Raw genomic sequence first — 17,249 nt, forward strand, 5'->3', positions numbered from 1 at the left:
GACGGTGAGGACGGGAGGGAGGAGGGAGGGAGGAGAGAGGCAAGGGACGGGAGGAGAGACGAGGGGCGGGAGGAGCGAGCGGGACGGGGCGGACGCCGGCCCGTCAGGAGGAGACGAGGGCGGTCGCCGGTACGAGGGAGGCGGCGCGCTCGGCGGCGAGCCGCCGCACCAGGTGGAGCACCCCGAACCGCGGGGCGCCGTCCTCCTCGCCGGGCAGGCGCCGCACCAGGCCGCGGAGCATCAGCGCGTGGACGTCGCGCACCACTCCCGCCGGGGTCGCGGACAGGCCGGCCGCGGCCTCGTCGGCGCTCCAGCCGTCGGGCAGCAGGCTCAGGTCGCCGAGCAGGGCGGCGGGCCCGTCGTCGAGCCGGGCCACGGCGTCCGCGAGCAGGGCGGCGAGTCCCTCGCCGGCCGCGTCGCCGCCGGGGTCCGCGGCGGTCACGTCGTCGACGACGTCGAGGGGCGCGGTCCGCGCGATCCGCAGCAGTTCCGCGGGCGAACGCAGCAGCAGCCAGGAGGCGGCCGCCTCCATCGCCCGCGGCACCCCGTCGAGGGCCCGGCTGATCCGGGCCACCGTGCTCACCAGCGAGTCGCCGGGCATCAGGTCGGGGCGCATGTGGGCGACGTACGACAGCATGAGTTCGACGGCCGGCTGCCCGGCGGTCAGGGAGGCGCCCGGCGCGCCGGTCCCCCCGGCGGACGCCCCGGGCTCCGGGTCGGGCACGGGCAGCGGGCCGAGCGGCAGCATCCGGTTGCCCGGGGTGCGGTGCGGCTCGCGCGTGGTGATCAGCACCGTGAGGCGCTCGCAGACGTGCAGCAGTTCCAGGAGCTGGGGCGATATGTGGGGGCCGGTGTCGTGGCCGTCGAGGACCAGCAGGGTGTCCCGGCCGCGTATCACGGAGGCGAGTTCGTCGAGCCCGCGGCCGCCGAGGGCCAGGGAGCGGGCCCAGCCCGTCAGGGCGGAGCGCGGGCTGCGGGTCCCCGCGGGCCCGGCGGGCGGCGTCGCGGTCCCGGTCATGTCGACCCAGACGACCGGGGTCCGGTCGCGGCCGTGGAGCAGCAGGGCGGCCTCCTGGGCCAGCCGGGTCTTGCCGACGCCGGCCAGACCCACGACGCTGACGAGCCGCTCGTGCTCGGTGGCCAGCAGTCCGGTCAGGGCACGGAGTTCCTCGGCGCGGCCGACGAGTCTGCGCAGCGGCTTGGGCGGTGGGGCGAGCTCGGCGCCGTACGTCTCCCGCATGACCGTGCCGGCCTCGGCCCCTTCGACGGCCAGCTCCAGGGCGGCCCGGCGGGCGTCGCTCAGCCGCATGGCCCCGGCGAGCAGCCGGAGCGTCTCGCGGCGCGGGTGGCGCACGCGTCCCTGCTCCAGGTCCCGGATGGCCCGCACGCTGACGGTCGACAGGCCGGCCAGCTGCTCCTGGGTGATGCCGGCCCACTGCCGTGCCGCCCGCAGCTGCTCGGCGAGTCCGTCCGGCGATGCCTGTTCGGTCATGACCAGTCTCCTTGCTGCATGGGGGGTCCTCAGTCGCGAGGGCCGTGCAGGAGTCGGCCTCGTGGTTCCTACCGTGCGGGAACCGCTTACCGATCGCGTACCGCCTCGTTCCCGGGGGTCGCGGGAACGGGCTAGGATCCGCAAAACCCGGCGCCGAGGGCGTGGCCGGAAGACCTGGGGGGGTGCTCGCGGCGATGACCGGTGCCGAGGAGCAATCGCTGAGATTCAACGTGCTGGGGCCCCTGGAGGGCTGGGCCGGCGGTGCGCGCCTGAGGCTGGGGGGCCTCATCCAGGAACGCGTGCTGGGCACGCTGCTCCTGGAGCCGGGACGGGTGCTGACGATCGGCCGGCTCGTGGAGTCGGCCTGGTCCGAGGACCCGCCGGCGACGGCCTCGCACCAGGTCCGGAAGGCGGTCGCCGACCTCCGCCGGCGCATCCCCTCGGGCAGCGAGGTCATCGTCACCGACGGTCCCGGCTACCGGGTGGTCCTGGCCCCGGAGCAGCTCGACCTGACGGAGTTCGGATTTCTTGTGCAATCCGCTCGGGACGCGCCGGGCGAGGGCCGGGCGGTCGACGCCGTGGCGGATCTGCGCCGGGCTCTCGGCCTGTGGCGCGGTCCGATCCTGTCGGGCGCGGGCGGCCCGGTGATCGAGGCGGCGGCCACGGCGCTGGAGGAGCGCAGGCTCGCCGCCGCGGAGCAGCTCTTCGAGCTCCGTCTCGGGCTCGGCGAGACGGCGGAACTCGTCGTCGACCTCCGGGACCTGGTGCAGGCGCACCCCCTGCACGAGTCGCTGCGCGCCCAGTTGATGCTCGCCCTGTACCGCTCGGGCCGGCAGGCCGAGGCGCTGGAGGAGTACGGCCGGGTCCGGGAACTCCTGGTGGAGGAGCTGGGCGTCGATCCCGGCCCCCGGCTGACCAAGGTGTACGAGGGGATCCTGCGCGACAGTCCGGAGCTGGCCGCCCCCGCTCCCCCGCCGACCGCGGCCCCGGCCGTCTTAGCGGAGGCGGTGCCCGCCGAGGCCCCCTGCACCCTGCCGTACGACCTGGCGGACTTCACGGGCCGCGGCGACGAGCTGCGGGAGCTGCTCGACTCGGCCGGCCGGGACTGCGCCCGGCATTCCCGGATCGTGGCCCTGGACGGCATGGGCGGCAGCGGCAAGACCTCGCTGGCCGTGCACGCGGCGCACTCGCTGGCCTCCGAGTTCCCCGACGGCCAGCTCTACATCGACCTGCGCGGCTACACCCCCGGCGAGCAGCCGGTGACCGCCGGCGGAGCGCTCGACAGCCTGCTGCGCGCCCTGGGCGTGCCGGGCTCGCGCATCCCCGAGGACCTCGCGGGCCGTACGGCCCTGTGGCGGTCGACCGTCACGGGGAAGCGGCTGCTGCTCCTCCTCGACAACGCGGCCGACGCCGACGGGGTGCGCCCGCTGCTGCCGACCACGCCGGGCTGCCTGGTCCTCGTCACCAGCCGGGCCCGGCTGGTGGACCTGGACTCGGCGCAGTGGATCTCGATCGACGTGATGTCGCCGGCGGAGTGCGCGGCTCTGATGGCGGAGACGCTGGGCGAGCAGCGGTACGCGGCGGAGCCGGAGGCGGCCGCCGAGCTGGCGCGGTTGTGCGGCCGGCTGCCCCTGGCGCTGCGGATCGCCACCGCCCGGCTGCGCAACAGACCCCGCTGGACGCTGCGTTACCTGGCGGACCGACTGCGGGACGAGACGCGGCGGCTGGACGAGCTGAGTTCGGGGCAGCGCAGTGTCGCCGCCACCCTGCGCCTGTCGTACCAGGCCCTGGAGCAGGACTGCCGGACCGCGTTCCGCAGTCTGGCGCTGCACCCCGGGGGCGACCTCGACGTGTACGCGGCGGCCGCCCTCCTGGAGACCGATCCGGCCGACGCCGAGGACATCCTCGAACTCCTCCTGGACGTGCACCTGCTGAAGCAGCCGGAGATCGGCCTGTACACCTTCCACGACCTGGTGCGGAGCTTCGCGCAGAGCCTCAGGGCGCCGGCGACGGAGGAGGACGACTCCGCGTCGGCGCGCCGGCTGCTCGACTACTACCTGGCGGCGACGGAGTCGGCCTGCCGGGTGATGTTCCCGGGCAGGCGCCGCATCCCGACCGGGGTGGCGGAGGTGGAGGACGCGGACGCGTGGCTGCCGCGGCTGCCGCGGCTGGCGGACGGCGGGCGGGCCGAGCAGTGGTTCGCCCGGGAGCAGGGGTCCCTGCTGGGGGTGGTGGGCCTGGCCGACCGGCTCGGCCACGACCGTCACACCGTGTTCCTGAGCCGCAATCTGGCCTTCCAGCTCAGTGCCCGGGGCCAGTTGGAGGAGTTCCGCTCGATGGGGCTCCTCGCGGTGGCCGCCGCGCGCCGGCTCGGCGAACTGCCGCTGCTGGGGGTGAGCCTGTCCAATCTGGGCGTCGCGTGCTGGAAGCTGGGCCGCTTCGCGGAGGGGATCGAGGTCGCCACGGAGGGCCGGGACGTCGCCGAACGGCTCGGGGATGTCCAGACGCTGGCCCACAGCGAGGGCGCGCTGGGCCAGCTGAACAGTCTGCTGGGCCGGTTCCCGCAGGCGCTGTCCCATCTGGAGAAGTCGATCGCGCACCAGCGCGAGCTGGGCGCCAGCCGGGCGGAGGCGGAGAGCCTCACCCTGCTCAGCACCCTGTACGAGCAGTGGGGGCGGCACGAGGAGGCGGCGTCCGCGGCCCGCCGGGCGATCGCGCTCTGCGACGAACTCGGCCAGCACGAGAACAAGTTGGTGGCCTTCACGGATCTCGCCTTCGCGCACGCCTGCCTCGGTGACGACGAGGCCGCCGACACGTGCCTCGCGCGGGCACGGGCCCTGTCGACCGAGAACAGCGATCCAGGGCAGGTGGCCCTGGCCCTGGCGCTCCTCGCGGAGGTCGCCCAGCGCCTCGGCCGGGACGAGCAGGCGGTCCAGTACGCGGACCGGGCCATCGAAACCATCGGGCCAAACGTTTCTCCACTGCGCCGGGCCAAGGTCGAGAACACCGTCGGCCGGTATCTGTACAAGCGCAAGGAGTACGTGGCGGCGCTCGGCCTGCACGAGAGCGCCCACGAGGTGGCGCACTCCCTCGACTTCCGCATCGAGATGGCCTACGCCCTGTCCGGCATGGCCCGCGCCCAGGCCGCCCTCGGCCTCGCGGACGAGGCGGGGCGCAACGAGCGGGCGGCGGAGGACCTGTTCGGCGAGATGGGCGTCCCGGCGGAACGCCGCCGCGGCTGACGCGGCGGGCCGGCCGGGGCCCGTCCGGGCGCGGCCGACGCGGTCGCCTCACCGGGCGGGGATTCAGACGGCGAGCAGACCCTGACCGATGACGGTCGGCCCCTGGTCGTCGGCGGCACCCGCCTGAACAACCCCGGGCTTCACCACAGTCGGACCCTGGTCGTCCGACGCACCGGCCTGAACGACCCCGGGCTTCACGACGGTCGGACCCTGATCGTCCGACGCACCCGCCTGAACAACCCCCGGCTTCACGACGGTCGGACCCTGATCGTCCGACGCACCCGCCTGGACGACCCCGCCCTTGCCGATCACCGTCGGGCCCTGGTCGTCGGCCTGGATCTGCACGCCGGCCGGCCGGCTCTGCTGGTGACCCGCCTCCACCGTGACCCCGAGCCCGAGGGCGAGGGCGGCGGCGACGACGATCCCGGCGAGTCCAGTCGACTTGCGTCCCATGACCTATCCCCTTTACGTGGTTTGCGCGGTTCTGCTTCCCGACACCACGTACTCTCCGGCGACCCGTTCCCGGACCGTTCCCGAGCCGATACCGCCCGCCGGTACGGCAGGGGAACGCACCCGGGAACCGCCAGGTCGGCCCGGGTGCGGCCACGCCGCCGAGGACTCCTCAGCCCGTCGTCCCGGCCCCCGGCTCACGCGCGAAGACGGTCGCGCCGCCGCCCAGCCGGCAACTGACCACCCGCGGCCCCCGCTCGGTGAGGACCACGGTGGTACGGACCCGCCCCGAGCCGATGTCCGCGAGGTCGAGCAGCGCGCGCACGGTCGCGCGCAGCTCGGCGACCTCCTGCTCGCCCGGCCCCGCGCGGTCGGGCGGGGACTGGCCGGGACCGCTGAGCGCCCTGATGTCCACCACGGTGTGCATGCTGTTGTCGCTGACGGTCTCGACGGTGAACTCGGGCCCGTCCCAGGGCCCCTCTCCGTCCGTACGGGCATCGGGCAGACCCGCGCGCCCGCCCTCGACCGACCGCTCGATGGCGGACAGCTCCTGAAGGATGTGGCGCAGCCCCTCGGCCACGTCGATCCGGTCCGGGGGATGTTTCATCGAAGACTCCTCCTGCAGAGAACCACTCCGCCAGAGTCGAGCGCCCCGATACCGTTCTCCTCCCGCTCCGGTCCCGTCGTACGGACCGGCCCCGGGGACGGCTCAGCCGTTGACCGGCAGCACGTCCGGGGAGAGGGCTCCCGCGCGCGCCGCGGCCGAGGTCATCCGACGCCGGTGGTGGCGCCGGCACAGCACCTCGTAGCCGATCTCCTCGGCGGGCCGGTTCACGTCGCCGACGACGACCTGCTCGCCCTCGACGACCATCGCGCCGCCGACGGTGCGGGCGTTGTGCGTGGCGCGGGCCCCGCACCAGCAGAGCGCCTCGACCTGGAGCTGCTCGATGCGGTCCGCCAGCTCGATGAGCCGCTGCGAGCCGGGGAAGAGCCGGGTCCGGAAGTCGGTGGTGATGCCGAAGGCGAAGACGTCGAGTTCGAGGTCGTCGACGACCCGGGCGAGCTGGTCGATCTGCTCCGGGGCGAGGAACTGGGCCTCGTCGACGATCACGTAGTCGGCCTTGCCGCCCTGGGACAGCTGGGTGACGAGGTACGCGTACAGGTCCATGCCCTGCGGCGCCTCCACCGCCTCCGTCACCAGGCCGAGGCGGGAGGAGAGCTTGCCCTCGCCCGCCCGGTCGTCACGGGTGAAGATCACGCCCTGGAGCCCTCGCGCGTCGCGGTTGTGGGCGATCTGGAGTGCCAGGGTGCTCTTCCCGCAGTCCATGGTTCCGGAGAAGAAGACCAGCTCGGGCATGACGGGGCGGGGACCTTTCGGGGCGTGGAGGGGGGTGGGCGTCCGGGGTTCCGGAGGGGTCAGGAGCGGACTTCCAGGAGGGGGACGAGCTGCTCCGCGGGGGTCATGGACCCGTGCATGCCGACCATCGCCGACTCGTGGGGCTCGTTCACGGACGCGGTGATCGCCACGTCGTCGTGGGCCGCGGCGACGACGTCGCCGATCCGCCCGTACACGCGCTCGTCGACCTCGTCGCCGAACCAGCCGAGGGAGATCGCCTCGTCGCGGCTCGCGACCCAGAACTGCTCCCCGATCACCTCGCGCCAGCAGGTGAGGACGTCCGCCTCGGCGCCCGGCACCGCGTAGACGTGCCGGGCCCGTCCTTCGCCGCCGAGGAGCGCGACGCCCGCGCGGAGCTCCCAGTCCTCGTCGAAGTCGATGCGGTGCTGCTCGTCGAAGGGGATGTCGACCATGCCGTGGTCGGCCGTGACGTACAGCGCCGAGCGGGGCGGCAGCTGCTCGGCGAGCCGCTGCACGAGCCGGTCGACGAACATCAGCTGGCCGCGCCAGGCGTCGGAGTCGATGCCGAAGCGGTGTCCGGCGCCGTCGAGTTCGCTGTAGTACGTGTAGACCAGCGAGCGGTCGCCGGCGGCGAGCTGCTCGGCGGCGAAGTCCATGCGCTCCTCGCCGGAGAGCCGCCCGTGAAACGTTCCGCCGCTGAGCGCGACCTTGGTGAGCGGGGTCTGCTCGAAGATCGGGGAGGACACCTGCGCGGTGTGGACCCCGGCCTCGTGCGCGAGCCGGAAGACGGTGGGGTAGGGCTGCCACACGTGCGGGGCGGTCCACGGCTTCCACCGGAGCTGGTTCATCAGCTCGCCGGTGTCGGGATCGCGCACGGTGTAGCCGGGGAGCCCGTGGGTGCCGGGGTAGCGGCCGGTGCCGACGGAGGCGAGCGAGGTGGCGGTGGTCGCGGGGAAGCCCGCGGTCACCGGGCGGCCGGTGCCCCCGCGGGAGGAGCCGAGGAGCGAGGTCAGATAGGGGGCCTCGTCCGGGTGGGCCTTGATCTGCTCCCAGCCGAGCCCGTCGATCAGGAAGACGCAGTTCCGGTCGGCCGGGGAGAGCTCCGCGATCCGGGCGTCGAAGCCGGGCACGCCCTGACCGGCGACGAGCGTCGGCAGGACGTCGCCGAGGGAGCCGAAGGCGTACTCGGGGACCGGCGCGGTCTCCGGGGCCAGCGGAACCGGGTCGTCGGGCCAGCCGTGGGTCGCGGCGGTCGGCTGCACCATCAGCGGGTCGGGGCGGCGGTGGCCGCGATGGCTTCGGACAGGGCCTGGGCGAAGACGAGGGTCTGCCGGACGGTGTCCGGACCGTCGCCGGCCTCGCTCACCCGGAGGCTGAGGTCGTCGGCGGTCGCGTTGCCCGTGTAGCCGTGGTCGGCGTCGCAGTTGGAGTCGCCGCAGGCGGCCGGCTCCAGGTCGATGCGGGAGACGGCGCCCCAGCCGATGGTGAGGACGACCTCGCGGGGCAGCGTGCCCGGGGTGTACGACTCCGGGTTGGCGACGACGCGGCTGACGACGACCGAGGAGATCCGGTCGAGCTTCACGGACTCGGTGGACGTCGTGGCGTACGGCGTCGGGGAGCTGCTGTCGGCGGCCTGCTCGTCGGTGTGGCTGACGATGAAGCGGTGCGGCGTCAGGACGAGGACGGTGACGTGGCGCCGGACCTCGTTGGCGTCGAAGGTGGTCTCCTGGTGCACGACGTACGACGCGACGGCCTCGCCGCCGACGGCGGCCTCCACCGCCTCGGCCACGAGGGCCGGGTAGTAGCCGCTGCGCTCGATCGCCGCGCGCAGCCCCTGGGTCGTCGTACCGGTCTTCGCCATGGACTCCATCCTACGGGGCTGCGGGCCCCCCTCAGGCCCTTCAGTAGCTCGGCAGGCTGCGCGGGCCGAGGTCGGTGCGGGGCGGCGGCGGGGCCAGCCGGACGGTGGCGCCGAGGACGGACAGTCCGCGGGGCGCCACGACCACCGGTTCCAGGGAGACGGCGACCACCTCCGGGTGGTCGTCGACCAGCCGCGACACCCGGAGCAGGACCTCTTCGAGGGCGGGGGTGTCGACGGGGGCGGAGCCGCGCCAGCCGAAGAGCAGCGGCGCGGTGCGGAGGGAGCGGACCAGGTCGGCGACGTCCCGGTCGGTGGCCGGCACCAGCCGGTGGGCCGTGTCGCCGAGCAGCTCCGACGCCGCCCCGGACAGGCCGAAGGAGAGGACGGCGCCGACCGCGGGGTCGATGGCGGAGCGGACGACGGTGTCGACGCCGCGGGGCACCATCGCCTGGACGACCGGCAGCAGCTCCTCCGGCTTGCCCAGGACCTCCGTCAGCTCGGCGTAGGCCGTGCGGAGCTGCCCCTCGGACGCCAGATCGAGCCGTACGCCCCCGAGGTCGGGGCGGTGGCGGAGGTGGGGCGCGGTCGTCTTCAGGGCCACCGGGTAGCCGAGCCGGGCGGCGGCCGCGACGGCCTCGTCGGGGGTGGGCGCGGGCAGGGTGGGGCGGACGGCGATCCCGTACCGCCCGAGCAGCTCCCCCGCCTGGGCGGTGTCGAGGGTCACACCGCGGGGGTCGGCGTCCTCGCCGCCGAGCACCCGTCCGATGAGCGCCGCCGCCCCCGCCTCGTCGATGTCCTCGTACTCGGGCACCCGCCCGGGATCGGCGGCCTGCCGCCGCCACTCCCCGTACCGCACGGCCTCGGCCAGCGCCCGCACCGCCCGCTCGGCGGCGGGATAGGAGGGGATGGCGGCGGGCGGGACGACGGCGGGGGCGGAGTCGGAGGCGGCGGCGGATTCGGTCGCGGGAGCCGGGGCGGGGGCCGCGCCGGGGTGGCCGGCGGGGACCGACGGTCCGGGAGGCGTGGCCGCACCGGCCGACGGTCCGGGGGACGCGGCCGCGCCCGGGACCGGCCCCGGAGCGCCGACGCCGTGACCGGCCCGGACACCGCGGTCGTGTCCGGGCGGTACCCCGCGGTCGTGGCCGGGCGGCACACCAGGGCCGGACCCGGCCAGTCCGGGCCCGGCCGGGACACCGGAGCCCACACCGGTCGGGGCGCCGGGGCTCACACTGGCCGGGGCTCCGGGGCCGGCTCCGGTACGGGCGCCGGGGCTCACACCGGCCGGGGCTCCGGGGCCGGCTCCGGTCCGGGCGCCGGCGCCGGGTTCCGTTCCGTGACCGGCTTCCCTCGGGGTCCCCGGGGCGGCCCCCGCCGTGGTTCCGGTGCCCGGCGCGGCCGGCCGGGGCGTCGGGTCCGTGCCGCCGGCGCGGCCCGGGGCCGTCGGGCGGGTGCTCGTGGCGACGGCCAGGGCCTCCGCGAGGCCGCCCATCTCGACGTGCACGACGACGACCGGCTTGGTGGGGGCCTGGGCGGAGGCCACGGCCTCGCGGAGGGCGGCCGCGAGGACCTCGCCGTCGCCGAACTCGGTGGCGCCGTTCTCGCCGACCCACGGGATCGCGGTCACGACGACCGCGTCGGAGGTCTCGTCCGCGAGCGCCGCGGCGAGCGCGTCCCGGAAGTCCGCGGGCTCCGCGGCCGTGGTGAGGTCGAGCGGCCGGAGCGGGCGCAGCCCCTCCGTGAGGCAGGCGTCGTAGGTGAGCAGCCCGAGGGACTCGGAGTTGCCGAGGATCGCGACCCGGGGTCCGTCGGGCAGCGGCTGGGCGGCGAGCAGCAGGCCCGCGTCGACCAGCTCGGTGACGGTGTCGACGCGGATGACGCCGGCCTGGCGGAGCAGCGCGGAGACGGTGGCGTGCGGGATGCGGGTGACGGGCACCCGGTGGCCGGGGGGCGCGCTGCCGCTGTGCCGGGCGCCCTTCACGACGACGACCGGTTTGACGGCGGCGGTGCGGCGCGCGAGCCGGGTGAACTTCCGGGGGTTGCCGATCGACTCCAGGTAGAGGAGGACGACGTCGGTCCCGGGGTCGTCGTACCAGTGCTGGAGGAAGTCGTTGCCCGAGACGTCGGCCCGGTTGCCGGCCGAGATGAAGGAGGACAGCCCGGCGCCCCGCCGGTGCAGTCCGGCGAGGAGGGCGATGCCGATCGCGCCGGACTGGGTGAAGAGCCCGATCCGCCCGGCGGCCGGCGTCTGCGGGGCGAGGGAGGCGTTGAGGCGGACGTCGGGGGCGGTGTTGATGATGCCGAAGGCGTTGGGGCCGATGATCCGCATGCCGTACGAGCGGGCCTGCCGCACCAGCTCGCGCTGCCGCTCGCGGCCCGCGGGACCGCTCTCGGCGTAGCCGGCGGAGAGGACGACCAGCCCCTGGACGCCGTGCTCGCCGCAGTCCGCGACGACCTCCGGCACCCGTTCGGCGGGAACGGCGACGATCGCGAGGTCGACCGGCTCGCCGATGGCGGCGACGGAGGGGTGGGCGGGGACGCCGTCGAACTCCACGGCCCCGCCGCCCTCGCCGAGGGCGGCGTTGACCGCGTACACGCGTCCGGTGAACCCGGCCCCGAGGAGGTTGCGCAGGACGGTCCGGCCGACGCCGCCCGGGGCGCGCCCGGCGCCGACGACCGCGACGGACCGGGGTGTGAGGAGGCGCTGCACGGAGCGGGCCTCGGCCCGCTGCTCCCGGGCGCGCTGTACGGCGAGGGAGCGGTCGGTGGGCTCCAGGTCGAGGTGGAGCCGTACGGAGCCGTCCTCGAAGCTGCGCTTCTGGGTGTAGCCCGCGTCCGTGAACACCTTGATCATCTTGGTGTTGGCGGGGAGCACCTCGGCGGCGAAGCGCCGGATGTCCCGCTCCCGGGCGACCGCCGCGATGTGTTCGAGCAGGGCGGAGGCGACGCCGCGCCCCTGGTGCGCGTCCTGGACGAGGAAGGCGACCTCGGCCTCGTCGGCGGGGAGGGAGGCGGGCATGCCCCGGTCGTCGATGCGGTCGTAGCGCACCGTGGCGATGAACTCGCCGCCGACGGTCGCCGCCAGGCCCACCCGGTCCACGAAGTCGTGGTGGGTGAAGCGGTGCACGTCCTTGGCGGAGAGCCGGGGGTAGGGGGCGAAGAAGCGGTAGTACTTCGACTCGTCCGAGACCTGCTCGTAGAAGCTGACCAGGCGGTCGGCGTCGTCGGCCGTGATCGGCCGGATGCGCGCGGTGCCGCCGTCGCGGAGCACCACGTCCGCCTCCCAGTGGTCGGGGTAGTCGTGCTCCGGCGGCTGGTCCGACGCGCTCTGCATGGGGTCAGCCTACGGCCGCGGATCGGTGGTGGCACGGGTCGCGCCCCGGTGGCGGCACCGACCGCGACACGGCGGCGGCATCGCTCGCGCGGCGGGGGTCGGCCGTGCAAGGTAGGGAGCACGCCCCGTAGGGCGGGGAGGGCCGAAGGGCGGTCCGATCCGGGCCGAAGGTCGGCGCGAGCACGGAGCATCCCGTGAGAGACTGGTCTAGACAACCCGCTTGAGACTTGAAGGGCAACACCATGGCTGAGCGCCGCGTCAACGTCGGCTGGGCCGAGGGCCTGCACGCCCGCCCCGCGTCCATCTTCGTCCGTGCCGCCACGGCTTCCGGCGTTCCGGTGACGATCGCCAAGTCGGACGGCACCCCCGTCAACGCCGCCTCCATGCTCGCGGTGCTCGGCCTGGGCGCGCAGGGCGGCGAGGAGATCGTCCTCGCCTCGGAGGCCGACGGCGCCGAGGCCGCTCTGGACCGTCTGGCGAAGCTGGTCGCCGAGGGCCTGGACGAGCTTCCCGAGACCGTCTGATCCGGGTCGACACCCACTGCACGGCGAAAAGGCCGTGACCGCCGGAATTCCGGCGGTCACGGCCTTTTCTCATTTCCGTCGCGGCCTTTTCGGGCAGCGCGGAGCGACGGCCTCGAATTGCTATTCCATGTATACGATGCGCGCGTTAATTCCGGGAACCCGCCGTGTTGACTGCATGTTGCGAAACCCTCACACGGCCGCCGGCCGGGTTCTTGAGACGGTGCAGCGGCTGCGTGCGCTCGGCGTGCAGCGCGGTCAGCGTCCTGGCCCGCTCGGCGTCGCCGCGCGCCACGGCGTCCACGATCGCCCCGTGCTCGGCCCAGGCGTCCACCGGCCGCTCGGGCTGCTCGACCGCGTACATCCAGGCGATCTTGTGCCGCAGCTGGGTCAGCAGGGCCGTCAGGGCCGGGCTGCCGGAGGCCTGGGCCAGCGTCTCGTGGAACCAGCCCCCGAGTGAGCGCAGATCCTCGCCCTGCCCCCGCCTGGCCCGCTCCTGCCCCAGCCTGACCAGGCCGCGCAGCACCTTGAGATGCGCCTCCGTGCGCCGCTGGGCGGCGCGGGCGGCCCCCAGCGGTTCGAGCAGCGCCCGCATGTCGAGCAGATCGGCGGCCTCCTGCTCGGTGGGCTCCGCGACCTGCGCCCCGGCGTGCCGGCGGGTGACCACGAAGCCCTCGGACTCCAGGGTCCGCAGGGCCTCGCGGACCGGGACCCGGGAGACCCCGTACCGGCGGGCGAGCTGGTCCTCGGTCAGCCGGGCGCCCGGCTCGAAGACGCCCGTGACGATGTCGTCCCGGATCGCCGTGCATACCGAGTGCGCGGGAATGCGCATGTCCGACCTCCGCCTTGGTCCGCGCGAGTCAATTACACCGGCGCCTGTTCTGCGCCCGATCTGCGACTCTATTGCAGCGCGCCGGAATTTCCGATGCCCCGGCGGAATATCGATGTGCCGCGCGCGACGAAAAGCCCCGGCTCTGTACGAGCCGGGGCTTTTGCGATGCGGGCGGGGGCGGCGCGACGAGCCGCCCGGGGGCGTCGGGTCAGACGTTGACGCCGCGGGCGCGCAGGTATGCGACCGGGTTGACGTCGGAGCCGTACTCGGCGGTCGTCCGCGCCTCGAAGTGGAGGTGGGGTCCGGTCGAGTTGCCGGTGGAGCCCGAGATGCCGATCCGCTCACCGGGCTCGACGGTCTGGCCGACATAGACCCCGATGGAGGACAGGTGACCGTACTGGGTGTACGTGCCGTCGTTCATCCGGATGACGATGTTGTTGCCGTACGCGCCGCCCCAGCCGGCCTCGACGACGGTGCCGGAGCCGACCGAGACCACGGTGCTGCCGTAGGCGGCGTGGAAGTCGACGCCGGAGTGGCTGCCGGAGGACCAGAGCGAGCCGCCGGTCTTGTAGCCGGTGGACACGTACGAGCCGTCGACCGGGAGCTGGAAGGAGGCCAGGCGGCGGCGCTCGGCCTCGCGGGCGGCGCGCTGCTCGGCCTCGCGGATCTCCTTGGCGCGGGCCTCGGCCTTGCGCTTCGCCTCGGCCTCGGCCTTGGCCTTGGCGGCGATCTCGAAGGCCTCCCGCTCCTGGGCGGCGGCCTGGGCGTCGATCCGCTCGGCGAGGTCGTCCTCGGTGATCACCTTGGTGAGGCCGGTGTCCTCGAGGGAGCGGTCGTCCGTGTCGGCGGCGAGCGCCGGGGAGGCCAGGGTGCCGATGACGCCGGCGGTGGCGAGGGTCGCCGCGCCGGCGATGCCCGCGCCGCGGCGCGCCATCCGGCTCGGAGCACGATGCTTCCCGGTGGCACGGGTGAACGCCATGTAGGGGCTGGTCCTTTCCTTCCCTCTCGCCTACCGGGTTAGCTGACGGGTTCGGAGCAGGAAGGTCTCCTACGAGCCCCTCCGTACGAGACGAAGGCGCCCGATTCACCCCAGGGACTGCGTGTGGGTCCCCGGCTCCCCAGGCTCGCGCCTGACGGGGACTCGGCGATGTCTGACCGATGCCGCGGGTGCGGCACGTGCAACTGACGGACAGACGGCCTGACGCTATGCGGATCGTCTTTCAATCACCAACCGGACAGGCATTTTGTAAGACATGCCACAAGGCAAAAGCCAACCCTTGCCCCAATACGGACAAAGGGGAGGACCCCGACGGGCCAGGCCGTCGGGGTCCTCCCCGCCCTGCGGACCGCGTGAATCAGCCGGTCACGACGGTCACTTCACCGATCCCGAGCGCGCGCACCGGCTCCGCGATCTCCGACGCGTCGCCGACGAGCACGGTGACGAGACGGTCCACGGGGAACGCGCTGACCACGGCCGCGGTCGCCTCGACCGTGCCCGTCTCGGCCAGCCGGGCGTACAACTGCGCCTGGTAGTCGTCCGGGAGGTGCTGCTCGACCTGGTCGGAGAGCGTCGCGGCGACGGAGGCGGCCGTCTCGTACTTGAGCGGCGCGACCCCCACCAGGTTCTGCACGGCCGTCTCCCGCTCGGCGTCGGTCAGGCCCTCCTCGGCCAGCGTCCGCAGCACCTTCCACAGGTCGTCAAGAGCCGGACCGGTGTTGGGCGTGTCGACGGAGCCGCTGATGGCGAGCATCGAGGCGCCGTTCCCCCGGCCGTCCGAGCGGAGCACCTGCCCGAAGGCGCGCACCCCGTACGTGTAGCCCTTCTCCTCGCGCAGGACCCGGTCGAGCCGCGAGGTGAGGGTGCCGCCGAGGCAGTAGGCCCCCAGGACCTGGGCCGGCCAGACGCTGTCGTGCCGGTCGGGCCCGATCCGGCCGATCAGCAGCTGGGTCTGGACGGCGCCGGGGCGGTCCACGATGACGACCCGTCCGGTGTCGTCGGCGGTGATCGGCGGCATCGGGAGCGGCTCGGCCGGCTCGCCGGTCCACGCGCCGAGCGTCTCGGCCAGGACCTTGTCCAGGTCGACACCGGTCAGGTCGCCGACGACCACGGCGGTGGCCGTGCCGGGCCGCACGTACGCCTCGTAGAAGGCGCGGACCGCGGCGGCGTCGATCGCCGCGACGGTCTCCTCGGTGCCCTGGCGCGGCCGGGAGATCCGGGCCTCCGCCGGGAACAGCTCCTTGGAGAGCTGCTTGGCGGCGCGGCGGGACGGGTTGGCCGTCTCGTGCGGGATCTCGTCGAGGCGGTTGCGCACCAGGCGCTCGACCTCGGTCTCCAGGAACGCCGGCGCGATCAGGGCCTCGGAGACGAGACCGAGCGCCTTGGACAGCCGGGAGGCGGGAACCTCCAGGGAGACCCGCACGCCCGGGTGGTCGGCGTGCGCGTCGAGCGTGGCGCCGCAGCGCTCCAGCTCGGCCGCGAACTCCTCGGCGCTGTGCTGGTCCGTGCCCTCGAACAGGGCCCGGGCCATGATGGTGGCCACACCGTCGAGACCGGCGGGCTCGGCGTCCAGCGGGGCCGGCAGGAAGATCTCCACGGCCACCACCTGCTGGCCGGGGCGGTGGCAGGTCAGCAACGTCACGCCGTTGTCCAGGGCACCGCGGTCCGGGGCCGGGAAGGCCCAGGGCCGGGCGTCGCCGGGCGTCGGCTGCGGGTGGAAGTCCATGCTCGTCAAAGACGCGGCAGCGTCGGTCACTGGTCCGCCCCCTCTTCCTCGTCGCTGTCGCTCTGTTCGGTCGCCACGGGCTCGTAGACCAGCACCGCGCGGTTGTCGGGGCGCAGCGTGGCCGCGGCGACGGCCTGCACCTCCTCGGCGGTGACCGCCAGGACGCGGTCGACGGCCGTCAGCGCGAGCTGCGGGTCGCCGAACAGCACCGCGAAGCGGCACAGTTCGTCGGCGCGGCCCGCGACGGTGCCGAGCCGGTCGAGCCACTCGCGCTCCAGCTGCGCCTGCGCGCGCTCCATCTCCTCGGGCGTGGGGCCCTCGGCGGCGAACCGGGCGAGCTCCTCGTCGACGGCCGCCTCGATCTGCGGGACCTCGACCCCGCCGGAGGTCTTGACGTCCAGCCAGCCCAGCGAGGGGGCGCCGGCCAGCCGCAGCATGCCGAAGCCGGCGGCGACGGCGGTGCGGTCGCGGCGGACCAGGCGGTTGTGCAGCCGGGAGGACTCGCCGCCGCCGAGGACCGTCAGGGCCAGGTCGGCCGCGTCGCACGCGCGCGTGCCGTCGTGCGGCAGCCGGTAGGCGGCCATCAGCGCACGCGCCGGCACCTCCTCCTCGACGACCTCACGCAGCTGCTCGCCGATGACCTCGGGCAGCTCGCCCGAGCGGGGCGCGGGCTTGCCGTCGTGGCCGGGGATGGAGCCGAAGTACTTCTCGATCCAGGCGAGGGTCCGCTCCGGGTCGATGTCCCCGACGACCGACAGCACCGCGTTGTTCGGGGCGTAGTACGTGCGGAAGAAGTTCCGCGCGTCCTCCAGGGTCGCCGCGTCCAGGTCGGCCATCGAGCCGATCGGCGTGTGGTGGTACGGGTGCCCCTCCGGGTAGGCCAGGGCGGTCAGCTTCTCGAAGGCCGTGCCGTACGGCACGTTGTCGTAGCGCTGGCGGCGCTCGTTCTTGACGACGTCCCGCTGGTTCTCCATGGACTCGTCGTCCAGGGCGGCGAGCAGCGAGCCCATGCGGTCGGCCTCCAGCCAGAGCGCGAGCTCCAGCTGGTGGGTGGGCATGGTCTCGAAGTAGTTGGTGCGCTCGAAGCTCGTCGTGCCGTTGAGCGAGCCGCCGGCCCCCTGTACGAGCTCGAAGTGCCCGTTCCCGTGGACCTGCTTCGAGCCCTGGAACATCAGGTGCTCGAAGAGGTGGGCGAGGCCCGTGCGGCCCGGGACCTCGTGCCGCGAGCCGACGTCGTACCAGAGGCAGACCGCGGCGACCGGGGTCAGGTGGTCCTCCGAGAGCACCACGCGCAGGCCGTTCGCCAACCGGTGCTCGGTCGCTGTCAGGCCGCCGGAGCCGGCCTCGGCCGTGGCCGTGTGACCCATGGGCATGTACGTCCCTTCGATCGCGATGTGAAAAAGTCCTGCCACTGTATGCAAGCGCGCCGACACCTGGCGA

General features: G+C 74.3%; 13 protein-coding genes and 1 riboswitch. Of the genes, 2 read left to right on the top strand and 11 right to left on the bottom strand.

What is annotated here, in order from left to right:
* Positions 1-103: 103 nt before the first annotated feature.
* Positions 104-1,492 (bottom strand): helix-turn-helix domain-containing protein, encoded by a 1,389-nt coding sequence (locus ACY0MR_RS09890; RefSeq protein ID WP_473560342.1) that lies wholly within the window; start codon positions 1,490-1,492, stop codon positions 104-106.
* A 194-nt stretch (positions 1,493-1,686) separates the two neighbouring features.
* Between ACY0MR_RS09890 and ACY0MR_RS09895 the strand changes: the two genes are divergently transcribed.
* Positions 1,687-4,734: an AfsR/SARP family transcriptional regulator gene (locus ACY0MR_RS09895; protein WP_473560344.1), complete on the top strand. Its 3,048-nt coding sequence runs from the start codon at positions 1,687-1,689 to the stop codon at positions 4,732-4,734.
* 63 nt (positions 4,735-4,797) lie between these two features.
* Here the strand turns inward: ACY0MR_RS09895 and ACY0MR_RS09900 are convergent, their stop codons facing one another.
* From ACY0MR_RS09900 to ACY0MR_RS09925, 6 genes are all read right to left on the bottom strand, one after another.
* Entirely contained in the window at positions 4,798-5,187 is a 390-nt protein-coding gene (locus ACY0MR_RS09900; RefSeq protein WP_473560346.1) for a hypothetical protein, read from the bottom strand.
* A gap of 169 nt (positions 5,188-5,356) precedes the next feature.
* Entirely contained in the window at positions 5,357-5,791 is a 435-nt protein-coding gene (locus tag ACY0MR_RS09905) for a hypothetical protein (RefSeq protein ID WP_403317829.1), read from the bottom strand.
* 102 nt (positions 5,792-5,893) lie between these two features.
* Positions 5,894-6,541: a thymidine kinase gene (locus ACY0MR_RS09910; protein ID WP_148006500.1), complete on the bottom strand. Its 648-nt coding sequence runs from the start codon at positions 6,539-6,541 to the stop codon at positions 5,894-5,896.
* Between the two features lie 59 nt (positions 6,542-6,600).
* The gene (locus ACY0MR_RS09915) at positions 6,601-7,806 is read right to left on the bottom strand and encodes an alkaline phosphatase family protein (protein WP_361858620.1); all 1,206 of its coding nucleotides are present in this window, start codon (positions 7,804-7,806) and stop codon (positions 6,601-6,603) included.
* A complete protein-coding gene (locus tag ACY0MR_RS09920) occupies positions 7,806-8,402 on the bottom strand; it encodes a DUF5998 family protein (RefSeq protein ID WP_361858623.1) in 597 nt (198 codons plus the stop codon). Before ACY0MR_RS09920 ends, ACY0MR_RS09915 begins: the two co-directional genes overlap by 1 nt.
* Positions 8,403-8,442: 40 nt before the next feature.
* Positions 8,443-11,733: a bifunctional acetate--CoA ligase family protein/GNAT family N-acetyltransferase gene (locus ACY0MR_RS09925; protein WP_473560349.1), complete on the bottom strand. Its 3,291-nt coding sequence runs from the start codon at positions 11,731-11,733 to the stop codon at positions 8,443-8,445.
* A gap of 242 nt (positions 11,734-11,975) precedes the next feature.
* Here ACY0MR_RS09925 and ACY0MR_RS09930 point away from each other — a divergent pair, with 242 nt between their 5' ends.
* Positions 11,976-12,257, top strand: coding sequence for an HPr family phosphocarrier protein (locus tag ACY0MR_RS09930; protein WP_015036698.1), 282 nt, complete (start codon positions 11,976-11,978; stop codon positions 12,255-12,257).
* Between the two features lie 145 nt (positions 12,258-12,402).
* On the opposite strand, the gene ACY0MR_RS09935 is transcribed toward ACY0MR_RS09930, so the two are convergent.
* From ACY0MR_RS09935 to ACY0MR_RS09950, 4 genes are all read right to left on the bottom strand, one after another.
* Positions 12,403-13,086 carry a GntR family transcriptional regulator gene (locus ACY0MR_RS09935; RefSeq protein ID WP_361846385.1) on the bottom strand — a complete coding sequence of 228 codons (684 nt, stop codon included), beginning with the start codon at positions 13,084-13,086 and terminating at the stop codon, positions 12,403-12,405.
* A 208-nt stretch (positions 13,087-13,294) separates the two neighbouring features.
* The gene (locus ACY0MR_RS09940; protein WP_361846387.1) at positions 13,295-14,065 is read right to left on the bottom strand and encodes a M23 family metallopeptidase; all 771 of its coding nucleotides are present in this window, start codon (positions 14,063-14,065) and stop codon (positions 13,295-13,297) included.
* A 12-nt stretch (positions 14,066-14,077) separates the two neighbouring features.
* Positions 14,078-14,243: riboswitch (cyclic di-AMP (ydaO/yuaA leader) on the bottom strand.
* 198 nt (positions 14,244-14,441) lie between these two features.
* Complete coding sequence (locus ACY0MR_RS09945; protein ID WP_361846463.1) at positions 14,442-15,809, bottom strand: M16 family metallopeptidase; 1,368 nt, start codon at positions 15,807-15,809, stop codon at positions 14,442-14,444.
* A gap of 26 nt (positions 15,810-15,835) precedes the next feature.
* Complete coding sequence (locus ACY0MR_RS09950) at positions 15,836-17,182, bottom strand: M16 family metallopeptidase (protein WP_361846389.1); 1,347 nt, start codon at positions 17,180-17,182, stop codon at positions 15,836-15,838.
* Positions 17,183-17,249 lie beyond the last annotated feature (67 nt).

This window comes from Streptomyces sp. JN8 (genome assembly GCF_055808075.1).